The sequence below is a fragment of the Streptomyces sp. NPDC058812 genome (assembly GCF_042744565.1).
Taxonomy (GTDB): Bacteria; Actinomycetota; Actinomycetes; order Streptomycetales; family Streptomycetaceae; genus Streptomyces; species Streptomyces thinghirensis.
On the sequence record NZ_JBHYOB010000007.1, the window covers coordinates 71,561 to 87,538 of the forward strand.

General features: G+C 72.3%; 19 protein-coding genes. 15 read left to right on the top strand and 4 right to left on the bottom strand.

The genetic code is table 11. The features are described 5' to 3' along the window. The first annotated feature begins 142 nt into the window (after positions 1 to 142). A complete protein-coding gene (locus ACFW48_RS16110; RefSeq protein WP_386315052.1) occupies positions 143 to 2,122 on the top strand; it encodes a DUF5107 domain-containing protein in 1,980 nt (659 codons plus the stop codon). A 35-nt stretch (positions 2,123 to 2,157) separates the two neighbouring features. On the opposite strand, the gene ACFW48_RS16115 is transcribed toward ACFW48_RS16110, so the two are convergent. Beyond that, positions 2,158 to 2,505 carry a VOC family protein gene (locus ACFW48_RS16115; protein WP_121750033.1) on the bottom strand — a complete coding sequence of 116 codons (348 nt, stop codon included), beginning with the start codon at positions 2,503 to 2,505 and terminating at the stop codon, positions 2,158 to 2,160. An 81-nt stretch (positions 2,506 to 2,586) separates the two neighbouring features. Here ACFW48_RS16115 and ACFW48_RS16120 point away from each other — a divergent pair, with 81 nt between their 5' ends. Continuing rightward, complete coding sequence (locus tag ACFW48_RS16120) at positions 2,587 to 3,105, top strand: phage holin family protein (RefSeq protein ID WP_386315056.1); 519 nt, start codon at positions 2,587 to 2,589, stop codon at positions 3,103 to 3,105. A 98-nt stretch (positions 3,106 to 3,203) separates the two neighbouring features. Here the strand turns inward: ACFW48_RS16120 and ACFW48_RS16125 are convergent, their stop codons facing one another. Further along, positions 3,204 to 4,166, bottom strand: coding sequence for an LLM class F420-dependent oxidoreductase (locus ACFW48_RS16125; protein WP_386315058.1), 963 nt, complete (start codon positions 4,164 to 4,166; stop codon positions 3,204 to 3,206). Positions 4,167 to 4,335: 169 nt separating this feature from the next. On the opposite strand from ACFW48_RS16125, the gene ACFW48_RS16130 reads away from it, so the two are divergent. From ACFW48_RS16130 to ACFW48_RS16190, 13 genes are all read left to right on the top strand, one after another. After that, complete coding sequence (locus ACFW48_RS16130; RefSeq protein WP_386315060.1) at positions 4,336 to 6,441, top strand: FAD-dependent oxidoreductase; 2,106 nt, start codon at positions 4,336 to 4,338, stop codon at positions 6,439 to 6,441. Beyond that, on the top strand, positions 6,438 to 8,285 hold the full coding sequence (locus ACFW48_RS16135) for a transketolase (protein ID WP_386315063.1): 1,848 nt from the start codon (positions 6,438 to 6,440) through the stop codon (positions 8,283 to 8,285). Before ACFW48_RS16130 ends, ACFW48_RS16135 begins: the two co-directional genes overlap by 4 nt. After that, positions 8,282 to 9,211 carry a non-homologous end-joining DNA ligase gene (ligD, locus tag ACFW48_RS16140; protein ID WP_386315065.1) on the top strand — a complete coding sequence of 310 codons (930 nt, stop codon included), beginning with the start codon at positions 8,282 to 8,284 and terminating at the stop codon, positions 9,209 to 9,211. Before ACFW48_RS16135 ends, ligD begins: the two co-directional genes overlap by 4 nt. 112 nt (positions 9,212 to 9,323) lie before the next feature. Next, complete coding sequence (locus tag ACFW48_RS16145) at positions 9,324 to 9,752, top strand: gas vesicle protein (RefSeq protein ID WP_386315068.1); 429 nt, start codon at positions 9,324 to 9,326, stop codon at positions 9,750 to 9,752. Between the two features lie 70 nt (positions 9,753 to 9,822). Beyond that, positions 9,823 to 10,266, top strand: a complete 444-nt coding sequence (locus ACFW48_RS16150) for a gas vesicle structural protein GvpA (protein WP_386315070.1) — start codon at positions 9,823 to 9,825, stop codon at positions 10,264 to 10,266. Further along, positions 10,263 to 11,036 carry a GvpL/GvpF family gas vesicle protein gene (locus tag ACFW48_RS16155; RefSeq protein WP_386315073.1) on the top strand — a complete coding sequence of 258 codons (774 nt, stop codon included), beginning with the start codon at positions 10,263 to 10,265 and terminating at the stop codon, positions 11,034 to 11,036. The genes ACFW48_RS16150 and ACFW48_RS16155 overlap by 4 nt, the downstream gene beginning before the upstream one ends. Positions 11,037 to 11,040: 4 nt before the next feature. Further along, positions 11,041 to 11,304, top strand: coding sequence for a gas vesicle protein GvpG (locus tag ACFW48_RS16160; RefSeq protein WP_386315076.1), 264 nt, complete (start codon positions 11,041 to 11,043; stop codon positions 11,302 to 11,304). After that, a complete protein-coding gene (locus ACFW48_RS16165) occupies positions 11,301 to 12,029 on the top strand; it encodes a DNA primase (RefSeq protein ID WP_386315078.1) in 729 nt (242 codons plus the stop codon). The genes ACFW48_RS16160 and ACFW48_RS16165 overlap by 4 nt, the downstream gene beginning before the upstream one ends. Continuing rightward, positions 12,026 to 13,165, top strand: coding sequence for an SRPBCC family protein (locus tag ACFW48_RS16170; RefSeq protein WP_386315081.1), 1,140 nt, complete (start codon positions 12,026 to 12,028; stop codon positions 13,163 to 13,165). Before ACFW48_RS16165 ends, ACFW48_RS16170 begins: the two co-directional genes overlap by 4 nt. Then, a complete protein-coding gene (locus ACFW48_RS16175; RefSeq protein WP_055419336.1) occupies positions 13,162 to 13,488 on the top strand; it encodes a gas vesicle protein in 327 nt (108 codons plus the stop codon). The genes ACFW48_RS16170 and ACFW48_RS16175 overlap by 4 nt, the downstream gene beginning before the upstream one ends. Beyond that, the gene (locus ACFW48_RS16180) at positions 13,485 to 14,282 is read left to right on the top strand and encodes a GvpL/GvpF family gas vesicle protein (protein ID WP_386315084.1); all 798 of its coding nucleotides are present in this window, start codon (positions 13,485 to 13,487) and stop codon (positions 14,280 to 14,282) included. Before ACFW48_RS16175 ends, ACFW48_RS16180 begins: the two co-directional genes overlap by 4 nt. Continuing rightward, on the top strand, positions 14,279 to 14,461 hold the full coding sequence (locus tag ACFW48_RS16185) for a gas vesicle protein (protein WP_121750043.1): 183 nt from the start codon (positions 14,279 to 14,281) through the stop codon (positions 14,459 to 14,461). The genes ACFW48_RS16180 and ACFW48_RS16185 overlap by 4 nt, the downstream gene beginning before the upstream one ends. Then, positions 14,436 to 14,756, top strand: a complete 321-nt coding sequence (locus ACFW48_RS16190) for a gas vesicle protein K (RefSeq protein ID WP_386315088.1) — start codon at positions 14,436 to 14,438, stop codon at positions 14,754 to 14,756. Before ACFW48_RS16185 ends, ACFW48_RS16190 begins: the two co-directional genes overlap by 26 nt. 41 nt (positions 14,757 to 14,797) lie before the next feature. Here ACFW48_RS16190 and ACFW48_RS16195 read toward each other — a convergent pair whose 3' ends face one another. Together ACFW48_RS16195 and ACFW48_RS16200 are read right to left on the bottom strand one after the other, a co-directional pair. Then, positions 14,798 to 14,968, bottom strand: a complete 171-nt coding sequence (locus tag ACFW48_RS16195; protein WP_386315090.1) for a hydrophobic protein — start codon at positions 14,966 to 14,968, stop codon at positions 14,798 to 14,800. Positions 14,969 to 15,021: 53 nt separating this feature from the next. Beyond that, positions 15,022 to 15,843, bottom strand: a complete 822-nt coding sequence (locus ACFW48_RS16200) for a class I SAM-dependent methyltransferase (RefSeq protein ID WP_386315093.1) — start codon at positions 15,841 to 15,843, stop codon at positions 15,022 to 15,024. Between the last annotated feature and the right edge of the window lie 135 nt (positions 15,844 to 15,978).

Genomic DNA, 15,978 nt, shown 5'->3' on the forward strand with positions numbered 1-15,978 from the left:
GTGTCGTCGCGCACGCGTCGACCGCGCGCCCCTTCGCCGCCGCGGACACGGCACCCAGCGAATCAAACGTGAGCGACGTCGCGCGAACGTGACCGCCGGTGCCCCTGTTCACAGCACCGGTGAGCGGCTTCCATGGGGAAGCGTGACGACGATCCGACGTGAGGTACTGAGCCTGCCCGCCGCGCCGCTGGGACCGGACAACCCCCTGCCGCCGCTGCGCCCCCTGGACGAGGCCCACCGCATCGACGAACGCGACCGGGCCGGCCTGCCGCGCGACATGGCCCGCCAGGTCGGCTACGAGCCACTGCGCAGCCTGCTGCCCGTGCGGCTCCGGGACGGCTACGACCGGCAGCGCGAGGCCCGGGAGCTGGACGCCCTCGTCATCGAGAACGACCGGCTGCGCGCCACCGTCCTGCCCGGCCTCGGCGGCCGCATCGCCTCTCTCCTCCACAAGCCGACCGACCGCGAGCTGCTCTACGTCAACCCCGTGCTCCAGCCCGCCAACTTCGCCCTCAACGGAGCCTGGTTCTCCGGCGGCGTCGAATGGAACATCGGAGCCACCGGCCACACCACCCTGTCCTGCTCGCCCGTGCACGCCGCCCGGGTGCCCGCCCCCGACGGCGGCGAGATGCTGCGCCTGTGGGAGTGGGAACGGCTGCGCGACCTGCCCTTCCAGGTCGATCTGTGGCTGCCGGAGGGCTCGGACTTCCTCCATGTCGGCGTACGGATCCGCAACCCGCACGAGCGCCCGGTGCCGACGTACTGGTGGTCCAACATCGCCGTGCCCGAGGAGCGGCGCGTCCTCGCCCCGGCCGACGCGGCCTGGTACTTCGGCTACCAGCGGCGACTGCGCCGGGTGCCGGTCCCGTCGTACGACGGCGCCGACCGGACGTACCCGCTGAACAGCACGTACCCCGCCGACTACTTCTACGAGGTGCCGGACGGCCGACGCCGCTGGATCGCCGCGCTCGACGAGCACGGGCACGGGCTGGTGCAGACGTCGACCGACGTGCTGCGCGGTCGCAAGCTGTTCGTGTGGGGCACGGGTCCCGGCGGGCGGCGCTGGCAGGAGTGGCTCACCGAGCCCGGCACCGGCGGCTACTGCGAGATCCAGGCCGGGCTCGCCCGCACCCAGTTGGAACACGTCAAGCTGGAGGCGGAGAGCGAGGAGTCGTGGCTGGAGGCCTACGGGCCGCTCGACGCGGCACCCGAGGGCGAGTGGCACACCGCACTGCGCGGCGCCGAGGAGCGGCTGGAGGCGGTACTGCCGCGCGCCGACGTCGACGCGGCGTACGAGGCATGGCGGCCGTACGCCGACGCCGAGCCCGGCGAGATCCTCGCAGCGGGATCGGGCTGGGGCGCGCTCGAAGTGCTGCGCGCGGGCTGGAAGCTGCCCGGCACGCCCTTCGAGGAGAACACCCTCGGCGACGATCAGCGGCCCTGGCTGCACCTGCTGCGCGCCGGGTCCCTGCCCGAACCGGGGCGCCACGAACCGCCCGGGGACACGCTGGTCGCCCGGCCCTGGCGGGACATGCTGGAGACCACGGCCGCCACGCCGATCGCCGAGTACCACCTCGGCGTCGCCCAGTGGCACGGCGGCGACCGGGCCCAGGCGGTGCGCAGTTGGGAACGCGGCCTGAAGACCGCCGCCGCCGGCTGGCCGCTGCTGCGCTGCCTCGCCGTCGCCGACCAGGAGGACGGCCACCACGAGCGGGCCGCCGACCGGTACGCCGAGGCCTTCGACGACCTGTGCGAGCGACTGCGCGAGCGGCGGGAGGAGACGGACGCCCGCGTCGATGACGCGGAGCGGACGGCCGTCGCCGCGGCGCTCGGCCGCGAGGCGATCGAGGCGCTGCTGACGGTCGGGCGCACGGCGGACGCCCGTGCCGTGTGGGACCGGCTGCACCCCGAGACGCGGGCCCGCGGCCGGTTCCGGCTGACCGAGGCGGAACTGCTGGCCGCCGAGGGCCGGCGCGAGGCGGCGCGGGCCGTCTTCGACGAGGGCTTCGAGGTCGCCGACCTGCGGGAGGGCGCGGAGAGCCTCGGCCGGCTGTGGGCCCGGCTCGGTGACGAACCGCTCCCGGCCCGCCACGACTTCCGGATGCGGCCGGACGGGGGATGAGCCCGCCCGGGCCGCCGCTGCCCCGGCCGACCCGGCTACCCCCGCCGGTCCACGTACTCGTAGATCGCCCCGTCCGGGTGCCGGGCGATCAGGTTGCGGCCCACGGGCGTCGGGACCGGACCCGCGATGACGTCCGCCCCCAGCGAGGTGAGGACACGATGGGTCTCCTCGACGTCCGTCACGGCGATCGTCGCGGCGACCTTGCGCAACACCTCGAGCTGGGACTCGGGTCCGCTCATCAGCAGGAAGCAGCCGACCGCGGCGACTTCGACACCGCCGCGTTCGAAGCGGTGGGCCCGACCGCCGGCCAGACCTTCGTAGAAGGGGATCGCCTTGTCCAGGTCGTCGACGTAGATGCGCAGTGTGGCTCCCAGAATGTCCATGCGGACGAGCCTAGTTGGGACAGGCGGGGTCCCACTCACGGTCCGGCCCATGGAAGTCCCGCCCGCGGGTACCCGCAACGTATGGACCGCATGGATCACTTGGAACACCTGGACAAGCATCTGGTCGACGAACTGGCGCAGGTGGCACGCGAGACCGTGCGCGACGAGCTGCGGGAACAGACGCGGAAGCAGCGCCGCAAGGCCACGCTGTACGCCGCGTCCGGCGCCGCCGCCCTGTACGCGGGTGCCGCCCTCGCGCTCACCGTGGGCCTGGCCCTCGCAGTCGGCCTGCCGGACTGGGCCGCCGCGCTGATCACGGCCGCCCTCCTGGGCGTCGTGGCCTACCTGCTGCGTGGCGCGGCCCGGCCCCACGCGTCCCGGCCGGGCGCCGGCCACGAGCACACCGTCGGTGGTGACGCACCGGGTGTGCCGCCGAGCGGGCTCGGCATGCCGTACCCGCCGATGCCGCCCGTCGCGCCCGGCGGCGTCGGCGGCGCGACCGGCGCCCCGGGTGCGGGCACGCCCGCGCCGGGCGGCACCGGACCGGCGGCGCCGCGCCAGGACGACATCGACCCCGAGGCCCCGCACGGCCGCGGCTGACCGGCCGCAGCCAGAGCCACGCCCCCCGGACACGCGTCCGGGGGGCGTCACGCTGCGGGGCGGGGCGGGCCGCCCGGGTCAGGCTGGGGCAGCCCGGGTCAGGCGCCCCGCTGGAGCTGCGGAAGCACCTTCGTGCGGTAGAAGTCGAAGAAGCCGCGCAGGTCGGGGCCGATCTGGTTGACGTAGACGCGGTCGAAGCCGGCGTCGGCGAACCCCTTCAGTTCCGCGACGTGCTCGTCCACGTCGTCGCCGCACACCCGGCTGTCCCGGACCATGTCCTCGGTGACCAGGGTCTGCGCCTGCTCGAAGTGCTTCGGCGAGGGCAGCACCTGGCCCAGCTCGCCCGGCAGCTGCTCGTTGGCCCACAGCCGGTGCACGGTCCGTACCGCCTCGTCCCGGTCGGTGTCGTAGCAGACCTTGGTGCCCCCGCTGACCAGCTTCCCGCCGCCCCCGCCCTTGCGGTACTGCTCCACCATCGAGGTGTCCGGCATCATCGTGATGTAGCCGTCGCCCACCCGCGACGCCAGTTTGGTCGCCGCCGGGCCGAAACCGGAGATGTCGATCGGGACGGGTTCGTCCGGGACGGTGTACAGGCGGGCGTTCTCCACCGTGTAGTGCGTGCCGTGGTGGTTGACCTCCTCGCCGGTGAACAGCCGGCGCATGATCAGGATGGCTTCCTCCAGCATCTCGAGGCGAACGTGCGCGGCCGGCCAGGCGTCACCGAGGATGTGCTCGTTGAGCGCCTCGCCGGTGCCGACGCCGAGCCGGAAGCGGCCGTCCGTCATCACCGCGCTGGTCGCGGCGGCCTGCGCCACCACCGCCGGGTGGATACGCACGGTCGGGCAGGTCACCGCCGTCTCGATGGGCAGGGACACCGCGTCGGACAGCGCGCCGATCACCGACCACACGAACGGGCTCTGCCCCTGCTCGCCGTTCCAGGGGTGGTAGTGGTCCGAGATCCACAGTGCCTGGAATCCGGCCTGCTCGGCCATCCGCGCCTGTTCGATCAGTTCCGCCGGACCGTACTGCTCGCACGAGAGGAAGTAGCCGTACTCGGGCATGAGGGGTTGCCTCCGGGACATGGGGCGGGTGGGTCCCGGCCCGGGTACCCGGGCGCCCGGCCGGAAACCGGCGGCGCTGGGGCGTCGCAGGGGCCCCGCGGACGTTTGGGTGCCCTGGCCAGGGGGACGCGGAAGGCTCACGAGGTACGCGACAGCCCGGAGGCGAACCGTGAGCCGACCCCGCATCGTGATCGTCGGTGCCGGCTTCGCCGGGTACCGGACGGCCCGCACCCTGTCCCGGCTCACCCGGCACCAGGCCGACATCACCCTGCTCAACCCGACCGACTACTTCCTCTACCTGCCCCTGCTGCCCCAGGTCGCCGCCGGAATCCTGGAACCGCGCCGCGTCAGCGTGTCCCTCTCGGGCACCCTGCCGCGCGTCCGGCTGGTGCTCGGCGAGGCCGACGGGATCGACCTCGACGGGCACACCGTGCACTACACCGACCCGGAGGGCGGCGAGGGCACCCTGCCCTTCGACCGGCTGGTGCTCGCCGCGGGCAGCGTCAACAAGCTGCTGCCCATTCCCGGCGTCGCCGAGCACGCCCACGGCTTCCGCGGGCTTCCGGAGGCGCTGTACCTGCGCGATCACGTCACCCGGCAGGTGGAGCTGGCCGCGGCTGCCGACGACCGCGAGGAGTGCGCCGCGCGGTGCACCTTCGTCGTGGTCGGCGCCGGGTACACCGGCACCGAGGTCGCCGCGCACGGTCAGATGTACACCGACGCGCAGGTCCGCAAGCATCCGATGCGCACCGGCATGCGGCCCCGCTGGATGCTGCTGGACGTGGCGCCCCGGGTACTGCCCGAGATGGACGAACGGCTCTCCCGCACCGCCGAGCGGGTACTGCGGCAGCGGGGCGTCGACGTGCGGATGGGGACCTCCGTGAAGGAGGCCACGCACGACGGGGTCCTGCTGACCGACGGTACGAGTGTGGACACGCGCACGCTGGTGTGGTGCGTGGGCGTGCGGCCCGATCCCCTGGTGCAGTCCCTGGGACTGCCCATGGAACGCGGCCGGCTGCTCGTCGACCCGCACCTCCAGGTGCCGGGGCGGCCCGAGCTGTTCGCGTGCGGTGACGTGGCCGCGGTGCCCGACCTGCACCAGCCCGGCCAGTACACGCCGATGACCGCGCAGCACGCCTGGCGGCACGGCAAGGTCTGCGCCCAGAACGTCGCCGCTTCGCTCGGCATCGGCGAACGGCGGGTCTACCGCCACCGTGACATGGGGTTCGTCGTGGACCTCGGTGGCGCGAAGGCCGCCGCCAACCCGCTCGGCCTGCCGATGTCCGGCCCGGCGGCGGGCGCGGTCACCCGGGGCTACCACCTCGCGGCGATGCCCGGCAACCGGGTCCGGGTCGCCGCGGACTGGCTGCTCGACGCGGTGCTGCCCCGTCAGGCCGTCCAGTTGGGCCTCGTACGGTCCTGGTCCGTGCCGCTGGAGTCGGCGTCGCCGGAGGTGGCGCGGGTGCCGGGCGACACGGGGACACGGAACAAGGAGAGCGCGGCGGCCGGAGACGGCCCGGGACGCGGAGACGGCCCCAGGCCCGCGGAGGGCAACCGGTCGAGTGCCGAGCCGGCCGACGGCAAGCCGGTGACGGGCACGCCCGGCGGAGAGCCGGCCGAGGACCGGTCGGCCGAGGGCCGGTCGGTCGCGGGTCGCCCGGGCAAGAAGCGGTCGGCCGAGGACCAGCCCCGCACGGACCGGCAGGGCGGGGGGAAGCCTGCCAAGCACCAGGCCGGCAAGGGCCGCCCTGGTGCCGAACCCGCCAAGAACCAGCCGGGCGGCGAGCCGGCGAGGAATCAGCCGGGTGGTGAGCCGGCGAGGAATCAGCCGGGTGGTGAGCCGGCGAGGAATCAGCCGGGTGGTGAGCCGGCGAGGAATCAGCCGGGTGGTGAGCCTGCGAAGAACCAGCCGGGTGGTGAGCCCGCCAAGAACCAGCCGGGTGGGGAGCCCGCCAAGAACCAGCCCGGTGGCGAGCCCGCCAAGGGCGGCCCGGCCGGTGCCGCTGCGAAGTCCCGCCCCGCCCGTGCGCCCGCCAAGCCGCCGTCCACCGCGGCGCCGGCCAAGCCGCCCTCCGCCAACGCGCCCGCCGAGCCACGGCGGACGGGCGGGGCGCCCGGGAAGCCCCGGCCCGCCGGTGCGGCGCCCGCCCGGTCCGCCGGTGCGCCCGGTGATCCCGGCCCCGAACCCCCGGCGGACCAGCCGCCCCCCGGACCCGACATCGCCCCCGGCCCCGTCAAGCGTTCCGACGGCCGCGCCGCAGAAGGAGACTCATGAACACCGGTGAACTCGTCGACCTCGGACAGCAGCTGCGCGTCGACAGCGTACGGACGTCCGCCGCCGCGGGCTCCGGACACCCGACGTCCTCGATGTCCGCCGCGGACCTGATGGCCGTACTCCTGGCCAACCACCTCCGCTACGACTTCGAGCGCCCCGCCCACCCCGGCAACGACCGCTTCGTCCTCTCCAAGGGACACGCCTCGCCCCTCCTCTACTCCGCCTACAAGGCGGCCGGCGCCATCGACGACGAGGAGCTGCTGACCTTCCGCAAGCTGGGCAGCCGCCTGGAGGGGCACCCGACCCCGCAGCGGCTGCCGTGGGTCGAGACGGCCACCGGTTCGCTGGGCCAGGGACTGCCCGTCGGCGTCGGCATCGCGTTGTCCGGCAAGCGGCTGGACCACGCCGACTACCGGGTCTGGGTGCTGTGCGGCGACAGCGAGATGGCCGAGGGGTCGGTGTGGGAGGCCGCCGAGCACGCCGGGTACGAGCACCTCGACAACCTCACCGTGATCGTCGACGTCAACCGGCTCGGCCAGCGAGGCCAGACCCGGCACGGTCACGACCTCGACGCGTACGCGCGCCGTTTCCGGGCCTTCGAATGGCACACGATCGAGATCGACGGCCACGACGTCGACGCCATCGACCGCGCCTACGGCGAGGCCCTGTCCACCAAGGGACAGCCCACCGCGATCATCGCGCGCACCCTCAAGGGCAAGGGCGTCGAGTCCGTGGAGGACCGCGAGGGCCAGCACGGCAAGCCGCTGCCGGAGGCCGAGGAGGCGATCGCGGAACTCGGCGGGCCGCGCGAGCTCACGGTCCAGGTCCAGGAGCCGCCGTCCGCACGGGCACTGCACTCGGCCGGCACCGGACAGACCGAGCTGCCCCGCTACGACAAGGGCGACGAGGTCGCCACCCGCAACGCCTTCGGAGAGGCGCTCGCCGCACTCGGCACCGCCCGCGGCGACGTCGTCGCCCTCGACGGCGAGGTCGGCGACTCCACGCGCGCCGAGTTCTTCGCCAAGGAACACCCCGAGCGCTACTTCGAGTGCTACATCGCCGAGCAGCAGATGGTCGCCACCGCGGTGGGCATGGCGGCACGCGGCTGGGTGCCGTACGCCACCACCTTCGCCGCCTTCCTGACCCGCGCCCACGACTTCGTGCGCATGGCGTCCATCAGCGGCTCCGGCATCAACCTCGTCGGCTCCCACGCGGGCGTCGCCATCGGCCAGGACGGGCCCAGTCAGATGGGCCTGGAGGACCTCGCGATGATGCGGGCCATCCACGGCTCGACCGTGCTCTACCCGTGCGACGCCAATCAGACCGCCCGCCTCGTCGCCGAGATGGCCGGCCTGGAGGGCATCCGGTACCTGCGCACCTCGCGCGGCGAGAGCAAGGTGATCTACAGCCCCGACGAGGAGTTCCCCGTCGGCGGCAGCAAGGTGCTGCGCTCCTCCGACCGCGACCGGCTGACCGTCGTCGCGGCCGGCGTCACCCTGCACGAGGCGCTCGCCGCTGCCGACGCCCTCGGCGAGGACGGCATCGCGGTCCGGGTGATCGACCTGTACTCGGTCAAGCCCGTCGACCGGGCCACCCTGCGCGAGGCCGCCGAGGACACCGGCTGCCTGGTGACCGTGGAGGACCACCGCCAGGAGGGCGGCATCGGCGACGCCGTCCTCGACGCGTTCAGCGACGGACGGCCCGTGCCCCGCCTGGTCCGGCTCGCCGTCGGGACGATGCCGGGTTCCGCGACCCCGGCCGAGGAGCTGCACGCCGCGGGGATCGACGCCGAGTCCGTCGAGGCGGCCGTACGGATGCTGGTGGAGCAGGCGATCGTCCCGTGAGCGGAGACGCCGTGCGGACCGTCCGGGCCGGCCGGCGCACGGTGGAGGTCCACCGGCCGGACAAGGTGCTGTTCCCCAAGGGCGACGGCGGCGCGCAGGAGTACACCAAGGGCGATCTCGTCGACTACCACCGTGCCGTCGCCGCGTTCATGCTGCCGCACCTGCGGGGTCGCCCACTGATGCTGGAGCGGCACCCGGACGGCGTCGACGGGCCGCGGTTCATGCAGAAGAACACTCCGGAGCACTATCCGGACTGGATCAGCCGCGTCGAGGTGGGCAAGGAGGGCGGCACCGTCTGCCACACCGTCTGCGACGACTCCGCCACCCTTGTCCTCCTCGCCGATCAGGCCGCCCTCACCCTGCACCGCTGGCTGTCCCGGGTCGGGCGCGTCGACCGGCCGGACCGCATGGTCTTCGACCTCGACCCGGCCGGCGACGACTTCGAGGCGGTCCGGGCGGCGGCCCGGCTGCTGGGCGAGCTGCTCGACGAGTTGAAGCTGCCCTCGGCGCCGATGACCACCGGGTCGCGGGGACTGCACGTCGTCGTGCCGCTGAACGGCCATCAGGACTTCGACGAGGTAAGGGAGTTCGCGAGAGAGGTCGCGGAGGTCCTGACCGCGGCCCATCCCGACCGGCTCACCACCGCCGCCCGCAAGAAGGACCGCGGCGAGCGGCTCTACCTCGACATCCAGCGCAACGCCTACGCGCAGACCGCGGTGGCTCCCTTCACCGTCCGCGCCCGGCCCGGCGCGCCCGTGGCGACCCCCGTCTCCTGGGACCAACTGGACGACCCCGCGCTGCACGCCCGCCGCTGGACGATCGCGGACGCCGTAGATCAGGCGCGCACCCAGCCGTGGGCCGGGGCCATGAGCCGCGCCCGGGCCCTGGGGCCTGCTCGGCGGCGGCTGAACGCCCTGCGCGGCTGACCCGACGGCTGACCCGGCCCGGGGTTTCGGCGGGGCGTCGGCGAGTGGCACTTGCATGCGCCCGTGGAGGTTTGGCGAACACTCTTGCGGCCACACGGAGGGGGAGGTGGCCATGTCGAACACGAAGAAAACGCCCGATTCGCCTAGTTCACAACAGAGTTCACAGAGATCACAGCGTTCCCAAAAGCCACGAAGCTCTCAAGAGTCACGAGACTCTCAGGAGCCACAAGAACCGCAAGAGACAGACAACAACATCGCGGCGGACCGTCGGCCCAGCCCGATGGAGGTGCTGCGCCAGGCGCGCGCCCAGCTCGCGGAACTCACCGGCATGACCGCGGAGACCGTGTCGTCCTTCGAGCAGACGGAGGAGGGCTGGGCGCTGGAGGTCGAGGTCCTCGAACTCGAGCGGGTGCCCGACACCATGAGCCTGATGGGGAGCTACCAGGTGGCGCTCGACTCCCAGGGGCAGCTCAGCGGCTACCGGCGCGTCAGGCGCTACGAGCGCGGCCGGGCCGACGCACGCGGTTCCGGCGGCCGCTAGTCCGTCCGACCGGACCGACCGCACCCACACCCGACCGCACACCCACGAAGAAGATGGAGGAACAGCTGGCATGACTGTCGTACCGGCACAACAGACCGGCGGTGGAGGCGGCAGCAGCGGCCTTTACGACGTGCTTGAGCTTGTTCTGGACAGGGGGCTCGTCATCGACGCATTCGTCCGCGTCTCCCTGGTCGGCATCGAGATCCTGAAGATCGACGTACGTGTCGTCGTCGCAAGCGTCGACACCTATCTGCGCTTCGCCGAGGCGTGCAACCGGCTCGACCTGGAGGCCGGGCCGCGCAAGGACCCGGGCCTGCCCGACCTGGTCGGGCAGATGACCGAGTCCGGCGCCAAGGGCAAGTCCAAGGGGGCGCTGTCCGGCGCCGCCGAGACCATCTCCGACGCCTTCAAGCAGGCCCGTGACGATGACGGCTCCGAGCGCGAGCGCGAGACCGCGTCGCGTCCGCGCGCCCGCAAGGCCGCGCCCTCGCGCCGGAAGGAGGAGCAGGAGTGAGTACGTACGTCTACGGCATCACCGCCGGCTCCCACCCCTCGCTCCCCGAGGGACTGGCCGGCGTCGGTGAACCACCGCGAGAGGTGCGCGTCATCGGGGCGGGCGACCTGGCGGCCGTCGTCAGCGACGCGCCCGAGGGCCTGCGCCCCAAGCGCAGGGAGCTGCTCGCCCACCAGAACGTGCTCAGCGAGGCGGGCGCGGGCGGCTGTGTGCTGCCCATGCGGTTCGGCAGCGTGGCCCCGGACGACAGCGCGGTCACGGGCGTGCTCGCCGAGCGGGCCGAGCACTACAAGGAACGCCTCGGGGCGCTGGACGGCCGGGTGGAGTACAACGTCAAGGCCAACCACGTCGAAGAGGCCGTGCTGCACCACGTGATGGCCGAGAACCCGGAGATCCGGGCCCTGGCCGAGTCCAACCGGCAGTCGGGTGGCGGCAGCTACGAGAGCAAGATCCAGCTCGGTGAGATGGTCGCGGCCGCGATTCAGGGCAAGGAGGCCGAGGACGCGGTCGTGCTGGAGCGGACCCTGGAACCGGTCGCCGACGCCGTGAGCGTGGGTCCCGAGTCCACCGGGTGGCTGGCCAACGTCTCGTTCCTGGTGAAGCAGGACTCGGCCGAGGAGTTCCTCGCCGCCGTGGAGCGGGCGCGCGGGGACATGCCGCACCTGGAGGTGCGCGTGAACGGTCCCCTGCCGCCGTACAGCTTCGTCGAGCCCGGCCCGGCCGAGCCGGCGGGCACCGCGGCAGGCGGGGCGGACGCCGGAGCGGGGTGACGACGTGGGTCTGGTCTCGGAGGTTCTGCTGCTGCCGTTCGCCCCGGTGCGCGGCAGTGCCTGGGCCATCAGACAGGTGTTGAACGAGGCCGAGCGGATCTACTACGACCCGGCCACGGTCAGGGCCGAACTAGCCCGTCTGGAGGAGCAGTTGGAGGCCGGTGAGATCACCGAGGAGGAGTTCGACCGACAGGAGGACGAGCTTCTGGACCGGCTGGAGATCGCTTCGCGCACGAGCGCGGGATTGGGCAACGGTACGGCACCATGAATCGAGTGGGACTGGGCCTCGCGGTAGGGGCCGGATATCTGCTGGGACGCACGAAGAAACTGAAACTCGCCGTCGCCGTGGGCACCATGGTGGCCGGCAAGAAGATGAACCTGACGCCGAAGGGCATCGCCGAGCTCGTCTCCACCCAGCTGCAGAACAACCCGCAGTTCAAGGAGATAGGGGACCAGCTGCGCACCGACCTCCAGGGCGTGGGCAAGGCGGCCTCGGGCGCCATGGTCGAGCGGCAGATCGACGCGCTCGCCGACCGGCTGCACGGTCGCACCGCCCAGGTGCGCGACCAGCTCTCCGGCGTGGCGTCCCAGGCGCCCGGCGGCGGCTCCGGTTCCTCCGAGGCCTCGGAGGAACCGGACGACTCCCGCGACTCCGAGGCCTCGGAGGACTCGGAGGAGCGCGCGGAGTACGACGACGACCGCTACGAGGACGAGCCGGCGGACGAGCAGCCCGACGAGGAGCGCGAGGAAGAGCCCGAGCGGCGGCGCGAACCGCGGCGCGAGCCGGCGGCCAGGAAGGCACCGTCCGAGCCGCGCAAGGCGGCCAGGAAGGCGCCCGCGCCCGCGCAGAAGGCAGCCAAGGCACCCGCGAAGAAGGCCGCGGCGAAGCGGGCGCAACCCGCCAAGAAGACGGCCGGCAAGAAGACGGCCGGCGCCAGGAGCGCCGCCCGCGGTGCCGGCAGCCGCCAGTCGAAGGATGGTGGTGAGCGATGACCGACACGCTCGGTTCCGCGGCGTCCACGGCGGGCAAGGCCGCGAAGAAGAACCCGATCGCCGACGTGGCCCGGAGCGAGGCGGCCGACCGCCTCAAGGCGGAGGTGCAGGAGTACCTCGCCGCCCAGGTCACGCGGCTGCTGACCGGCGTCGGCACCAAGCTCGGCGAGACCACCGGCAAGCTGAACGACATCGCCGAGGGCAACAGCCCCGGATTCGCCAAGCTCGCGCTCGACGGCGGACGCAAGCTCGCCGAGGGCAAGGGCCCCATGCGGACCGCGTTCGAGGTCGGGGCCGGCAAGGTGAAGGACAACGTGGTCGGCGCGTTCAAGGACCTCGGCGGCGGAAAGGGCAGGAAGAAGGGCGGCGGCGGCCAGAAGCCGACCGTCATCATCGAGTACGTCGACGTCGGCGTACCGCTGCGCACGGCCTACGACCAGTGGACCCAGTACCAGGACTTCAGCACCTTCGCCAAGGGCGTCAAGAGCGCGAACCGCGCCGACGACACCTCGTCCGACTGGCAGCTGAAGGTCTTCTGGTCCAACCGCAGCTGGAAGGCGAAGACCACCGAGCAGGTGCCCGACGACCGGATCACCTGGACGTCGGAGGGCGCCAAGGGCACCACGAAGGGCGTCGTCAGCTTCCACAAGCTCGCCGACAGTCTCACCCGCGTGATCCTCGTCATCGAGTACTACCCCAAGGGCCTCTTCGAGAAGACCGGCAACATCTGGCGCGCCCAGGGCCGCCGGGCCCGCCTCGACCTGAAGAACTACGTCCGCCACATCACCCTCAAGGGCGAGGCGGACGACGGCTGGCGCGGCGAGATCCGCGACGGCGAGGTCGTCCGCAGCCACGAGGACGCCCTCGCGGAGGAACAGGAGGCGGAGCAGGAGCAGGAGCAGGAGCCCGAGGGGGAAGAAGAGGCCGAAGAGGCGTACGAGGGCGAGGAGGAAGCGCCGTACGCCGAGGAGGAGGGCGAAGCGGACGCCGAGTACGAGGAAGAGCCCGAGGGCGAACCCGAGGAGCAGTACGAAGAGGAGCCCGAGGGCGAGTACGAGGAGGACAAGGAAGCCGGCGAGGACGAGTACGCGTCCCGTGACGAGTACGAGGACGCCGACAGCGGGAGCCGTCGATGACCACACCCAGCCGGCTGCCCGATCCCTATGGCCAGGGACAGAGCGCCAATCTCGCCGACATCCTGGAGCGGGTGCTCGACAAGGGAGTCGTCATCGCGGGCGACATCCGGATCAACCTGCTCGACATAGAGCTGCTCACCATCAAGCTGCGGCTCGTCGTCGCGTCCGTCGACAAGGCCAAGGAAATGGGCATCGACTGGTGGGAGAGCGACCCCGCGCTCTCCTCGCGCGCCCGGCGCGACGAACTGACCCGGGAGAACGCCGAGCTGCGCGAACGCCTGCGCGAACTGGATCCGGGCCGCGTACCGAGGGAGGCGCCGTGACCGGACTGCGGTACGTCTACGCCGTATGCCGCCCCTTCGGCGCGGCCCTCCAGTCCCAGCTGACCGGCGTCGCGGGCGACCCGCCCAGGCTGCTGGCCCACGGCGACCTGGTCGCCGTGGTCAGCCACGTGCCGGAGGGCGACTTCTCCGAGGAAGCGCTGCGCGCCCACCTGGAGGATCTGGACTGGCTCGCCGGGACCGCCCGCGCCCACCAGCAGGTCATCGACGCGCTCACCGCCGTCACCACCCCGCTGCCGCTCCGGCTGGCCACCGTCTTCCGGGACGACAGCGGCGTACGCGTGATGATGGAGGAGCGCGAGGAGGCCTTCCGGCGCACGCTCGACCGGCTGGACGGGCGCGTGGAATGGGGCGTCAAGGTGTACGTCGAGGCGGAGCCCGAGCGGGCCGCCGAGTCGGCACAGCCCGCCCCGAAGCCCGCCTCGGGCCGGGACTACCTGCGGCAGCGGCGCAAGCAGACACGGGCCAACGACGACCTGTGGAGCAGGGCCGAGGAGTTCGCGACCCGACTGCACGGGACGCTGTCCTCCCGGGCCGACGACGCGCGGCTGCACGCGCCGCAGAACCCCAGCCTTTCCGGTGCCGCCGGACGGAACGTCCTCAACGCCGCCTATTTGGTACGGCGCGACGTGTCCGAGGAATTCGTGGAAATGGTGGACCGGACGAAGGACGACGCCCCCGGAATTCGCGTGGAACTGACCGGACCGTGGGCGGCCTATTCCTTCGCCGGTGAAGAAGGGACCGCCGGCGGGGAGAGCGCGGGGGAGGGATCATGACCGTCGTCGAACGCCGTGAGATCGCCCTGGTCGACCTCCTGGACCGGCTGCTGGCCGGCGGAGTCGTCATCACCGGTGACGTCACGCTGCGCATCGCGGACGTCGACCTGGTCCGCATCGACCTGAACGCGCTGATCAGCTCGGTCAACCACAATGTCCCGTCGCCGTTCGGGGATTGACGTGAGTGAACATCCTGAGCCCCGAAAGCGCCTCGACCTCGAGCCCGACACGGTCGAGCGCGATCTGATCAAACTGGTGCTGACCGTCGTCGAGCTGCTGCGCCAGCTCATGGAGCGCCAGGCACTGCGCCGCGTCGACGAGGGCGACCTGAGCGAGGAGCAGGAGGAGCGGATCGGGCTCACCCTGATGCTCCTCGACGACCGTATGACCGAACTGCGCGACCGCTACGGCCTGCGGCCCGAGGACCTGAACCTGGACCTCGGGCCGCTGGGACCGCTGCTGCCCCGGGAGTGAACCTCCCGGGGCAGCAGCCTCATCACCTGTAGTTCATCGGTTCACCACCTGTACCAGCGGCTCCTGCCGCCGCCGGCCTTCGTCCCGCGGGCCAGGAAGCCCAGCAGCCACAGGACCAGGACTGCCAAGGCAATCCACCAGAGAATCTTCACGGCGAATCCGGCGCCGAAAAGAACGATTGCGAGAAGCAGCACGATCAGAAGTGGAACCATAATGTGAACCTCCTGTCGTACTGGTTTCCCGAATTTCACGGATCAGGCGCCCGTCAGGCTTCCTTTCGGCACAGAATCTCCCCGTGCAGGACGCTGAACCAGCTCTCCGGCCGCTCGCCCCACTCCCGCCAGGCGGCCGAGACGGCCCGCAGCTGCTCCCTCGTCGCATGGCCACCCTCGGTGGCAAGCTCGGCGTACGCCGACGCCACGGTGCGGTCCGCCCACAGGCCGCTCCACCACTGGCGCTCCTCGGGTGTGGCGAAGGTCCAGGTGGCGGAGGTCGCCGTGATGTCCGTGAACCCCGCCTCGAGCGCCCAGGCCCTCAGACGGCGTCCGGCGTCCGGCTCGCCGCCGTTGGCGCGGGCCACCCGGCGGTACAGGTCCAGCCAGTCGTCCATGCCCGGGGACGCGGGGTACCAGGTCATGGCGCCGTAGTCCGAGTCGCGGACGGCGATGATCCCGTTCGGCCGCGCGACCCGCCTCATCTCGCGCAGGGCCTGCACCGGGTCGCCCACGTGCTGGAGGACCTGGTGGGCGTGGACGACGCAGAACGTGTCGTCCGGATAGTCCAGCGCGTGCGCGTCCGCCACCGCGAAGTCGGTGTTGGCGAGCCCGCGTTCGGCTGCCGTGGCCCGGGCCCGCTCGACGATCCCCGGCGCCCGGTCCACGCCGGTGACGTGTCCGTCCGGGACCAGTTCCGCCAGGTCCGCGGTGATGGTGCCCGGACCGCAGCCGATGTCCAGGACTCGCATGTGGGGCTTCAGCGAGCCGAGCAGGTAGGCGGCGGAGTTGGCGGCGGTGCGCCAGGTGTGCGAGCGCAGTACGGACTCGTGGTGTCCGTGCGTGTAGACGGCGGTCTCCTGCGGCTTCGGCATGGTGGTGGGTCCCCTCTCCCGACGATGTGATCACCGTACGCGCACCGGCCGAATGATGAGACCCGCGTTTTGCTATATGGACTGATGGTGCGTCAGTAGCGGCAGTCGGCAGCGGCAGTCGGCAGCGGCAGTCGG

Coding starts and splice junctions, on each gene's coding strand:
- ACFW48_RS16170 (WP_386315081.1), top strand. CDS start 12,026: ATGACCGACACGCTCGGTTCCGCGGCGTCCACGGCGGGCAAGGCCGCG.
- ACFW48_RS16165 (WP_386315078.1), top strand. CDS start 11,301: ATGAATCGAGTGGGACTGGGCCTCGCGGTAGGGGCCGGATATCTGCTG.
- ACFW48_RS16200 (WP_386315093.1), bottom strand. CDS start 15,843: ATGCCGAAGCCGCAGGAGACCGCCGTCTACACGCACGGACACCACGAG.
- ACFW48_RS16190 (WP_386315088.1), top strand. CDS start 14,436: ATGTCCCGTCGCCGTTCGGGGATTGACGTGAGTGAACATCCTGAGCCC.
- ACFW48_RS16115 (WP_121750033.1), bottom strand. CDS start 2,505: ATGGACATTCTGGGAGCCACACTGCGCATCTACGTCGACGACCTGGAC.
- ACFW48_RS16145 (WP_386315068.1), top strand. CDS start 9,324: ATGTCGAACACGAAGAAAACGCCCGATTCGCCTAGTTCACAACAGAGT.
- ACFW48_RS16175 (WP_055419336.1), top strand. CDS start 13,162: ATGACCACACCCAGCCGGCTGCCCGATCCCTATGGCCAGGGACAGAGC.
- ACFW48_RS16150 (WP_386315070.1), top strand. CDS start 9,823: ATGACTGTCGTACCGGCACAACAGACCGGCGGTGGAGGCGGCAGCAGC.
- ACFW48_RS16195 (WP_386315090.1), bottom strand. CDS start 14,968: ATGGTTCCACTTCTGATCGTGCTGCTTCTCGCAATCGTTCTTTTCGGC.
- ACFW48_RS16135 (WP_386315063.1), top strand. CDS start 6,438: ATGAACACCGGTGAACTCGTCGACCTCGGACAGCAGCTGCGCGTCGAC.
- ACFW48_RS16185 (WP_121750043.1), top strand. CDS start 14,279: ATGACCGTCGTCGAACGCCGTGAGATCGCCCTGGTCGACCTCCTGGAC.
- ACFW48_RS16125 (WP_386315058.1), bottom strand. CDS start 4,166: ATGCCCGAGTACGGCTACTTCCTCTCGTGCGAGCAGTACGGTCCGGCG.
- ACFW48_RS16120 (WP_386315056.1), top strand. CDS start 2,587: ATGGACCGCATGGATCACTTGGAACACCTGGACAAGCATCTGGTCGAC.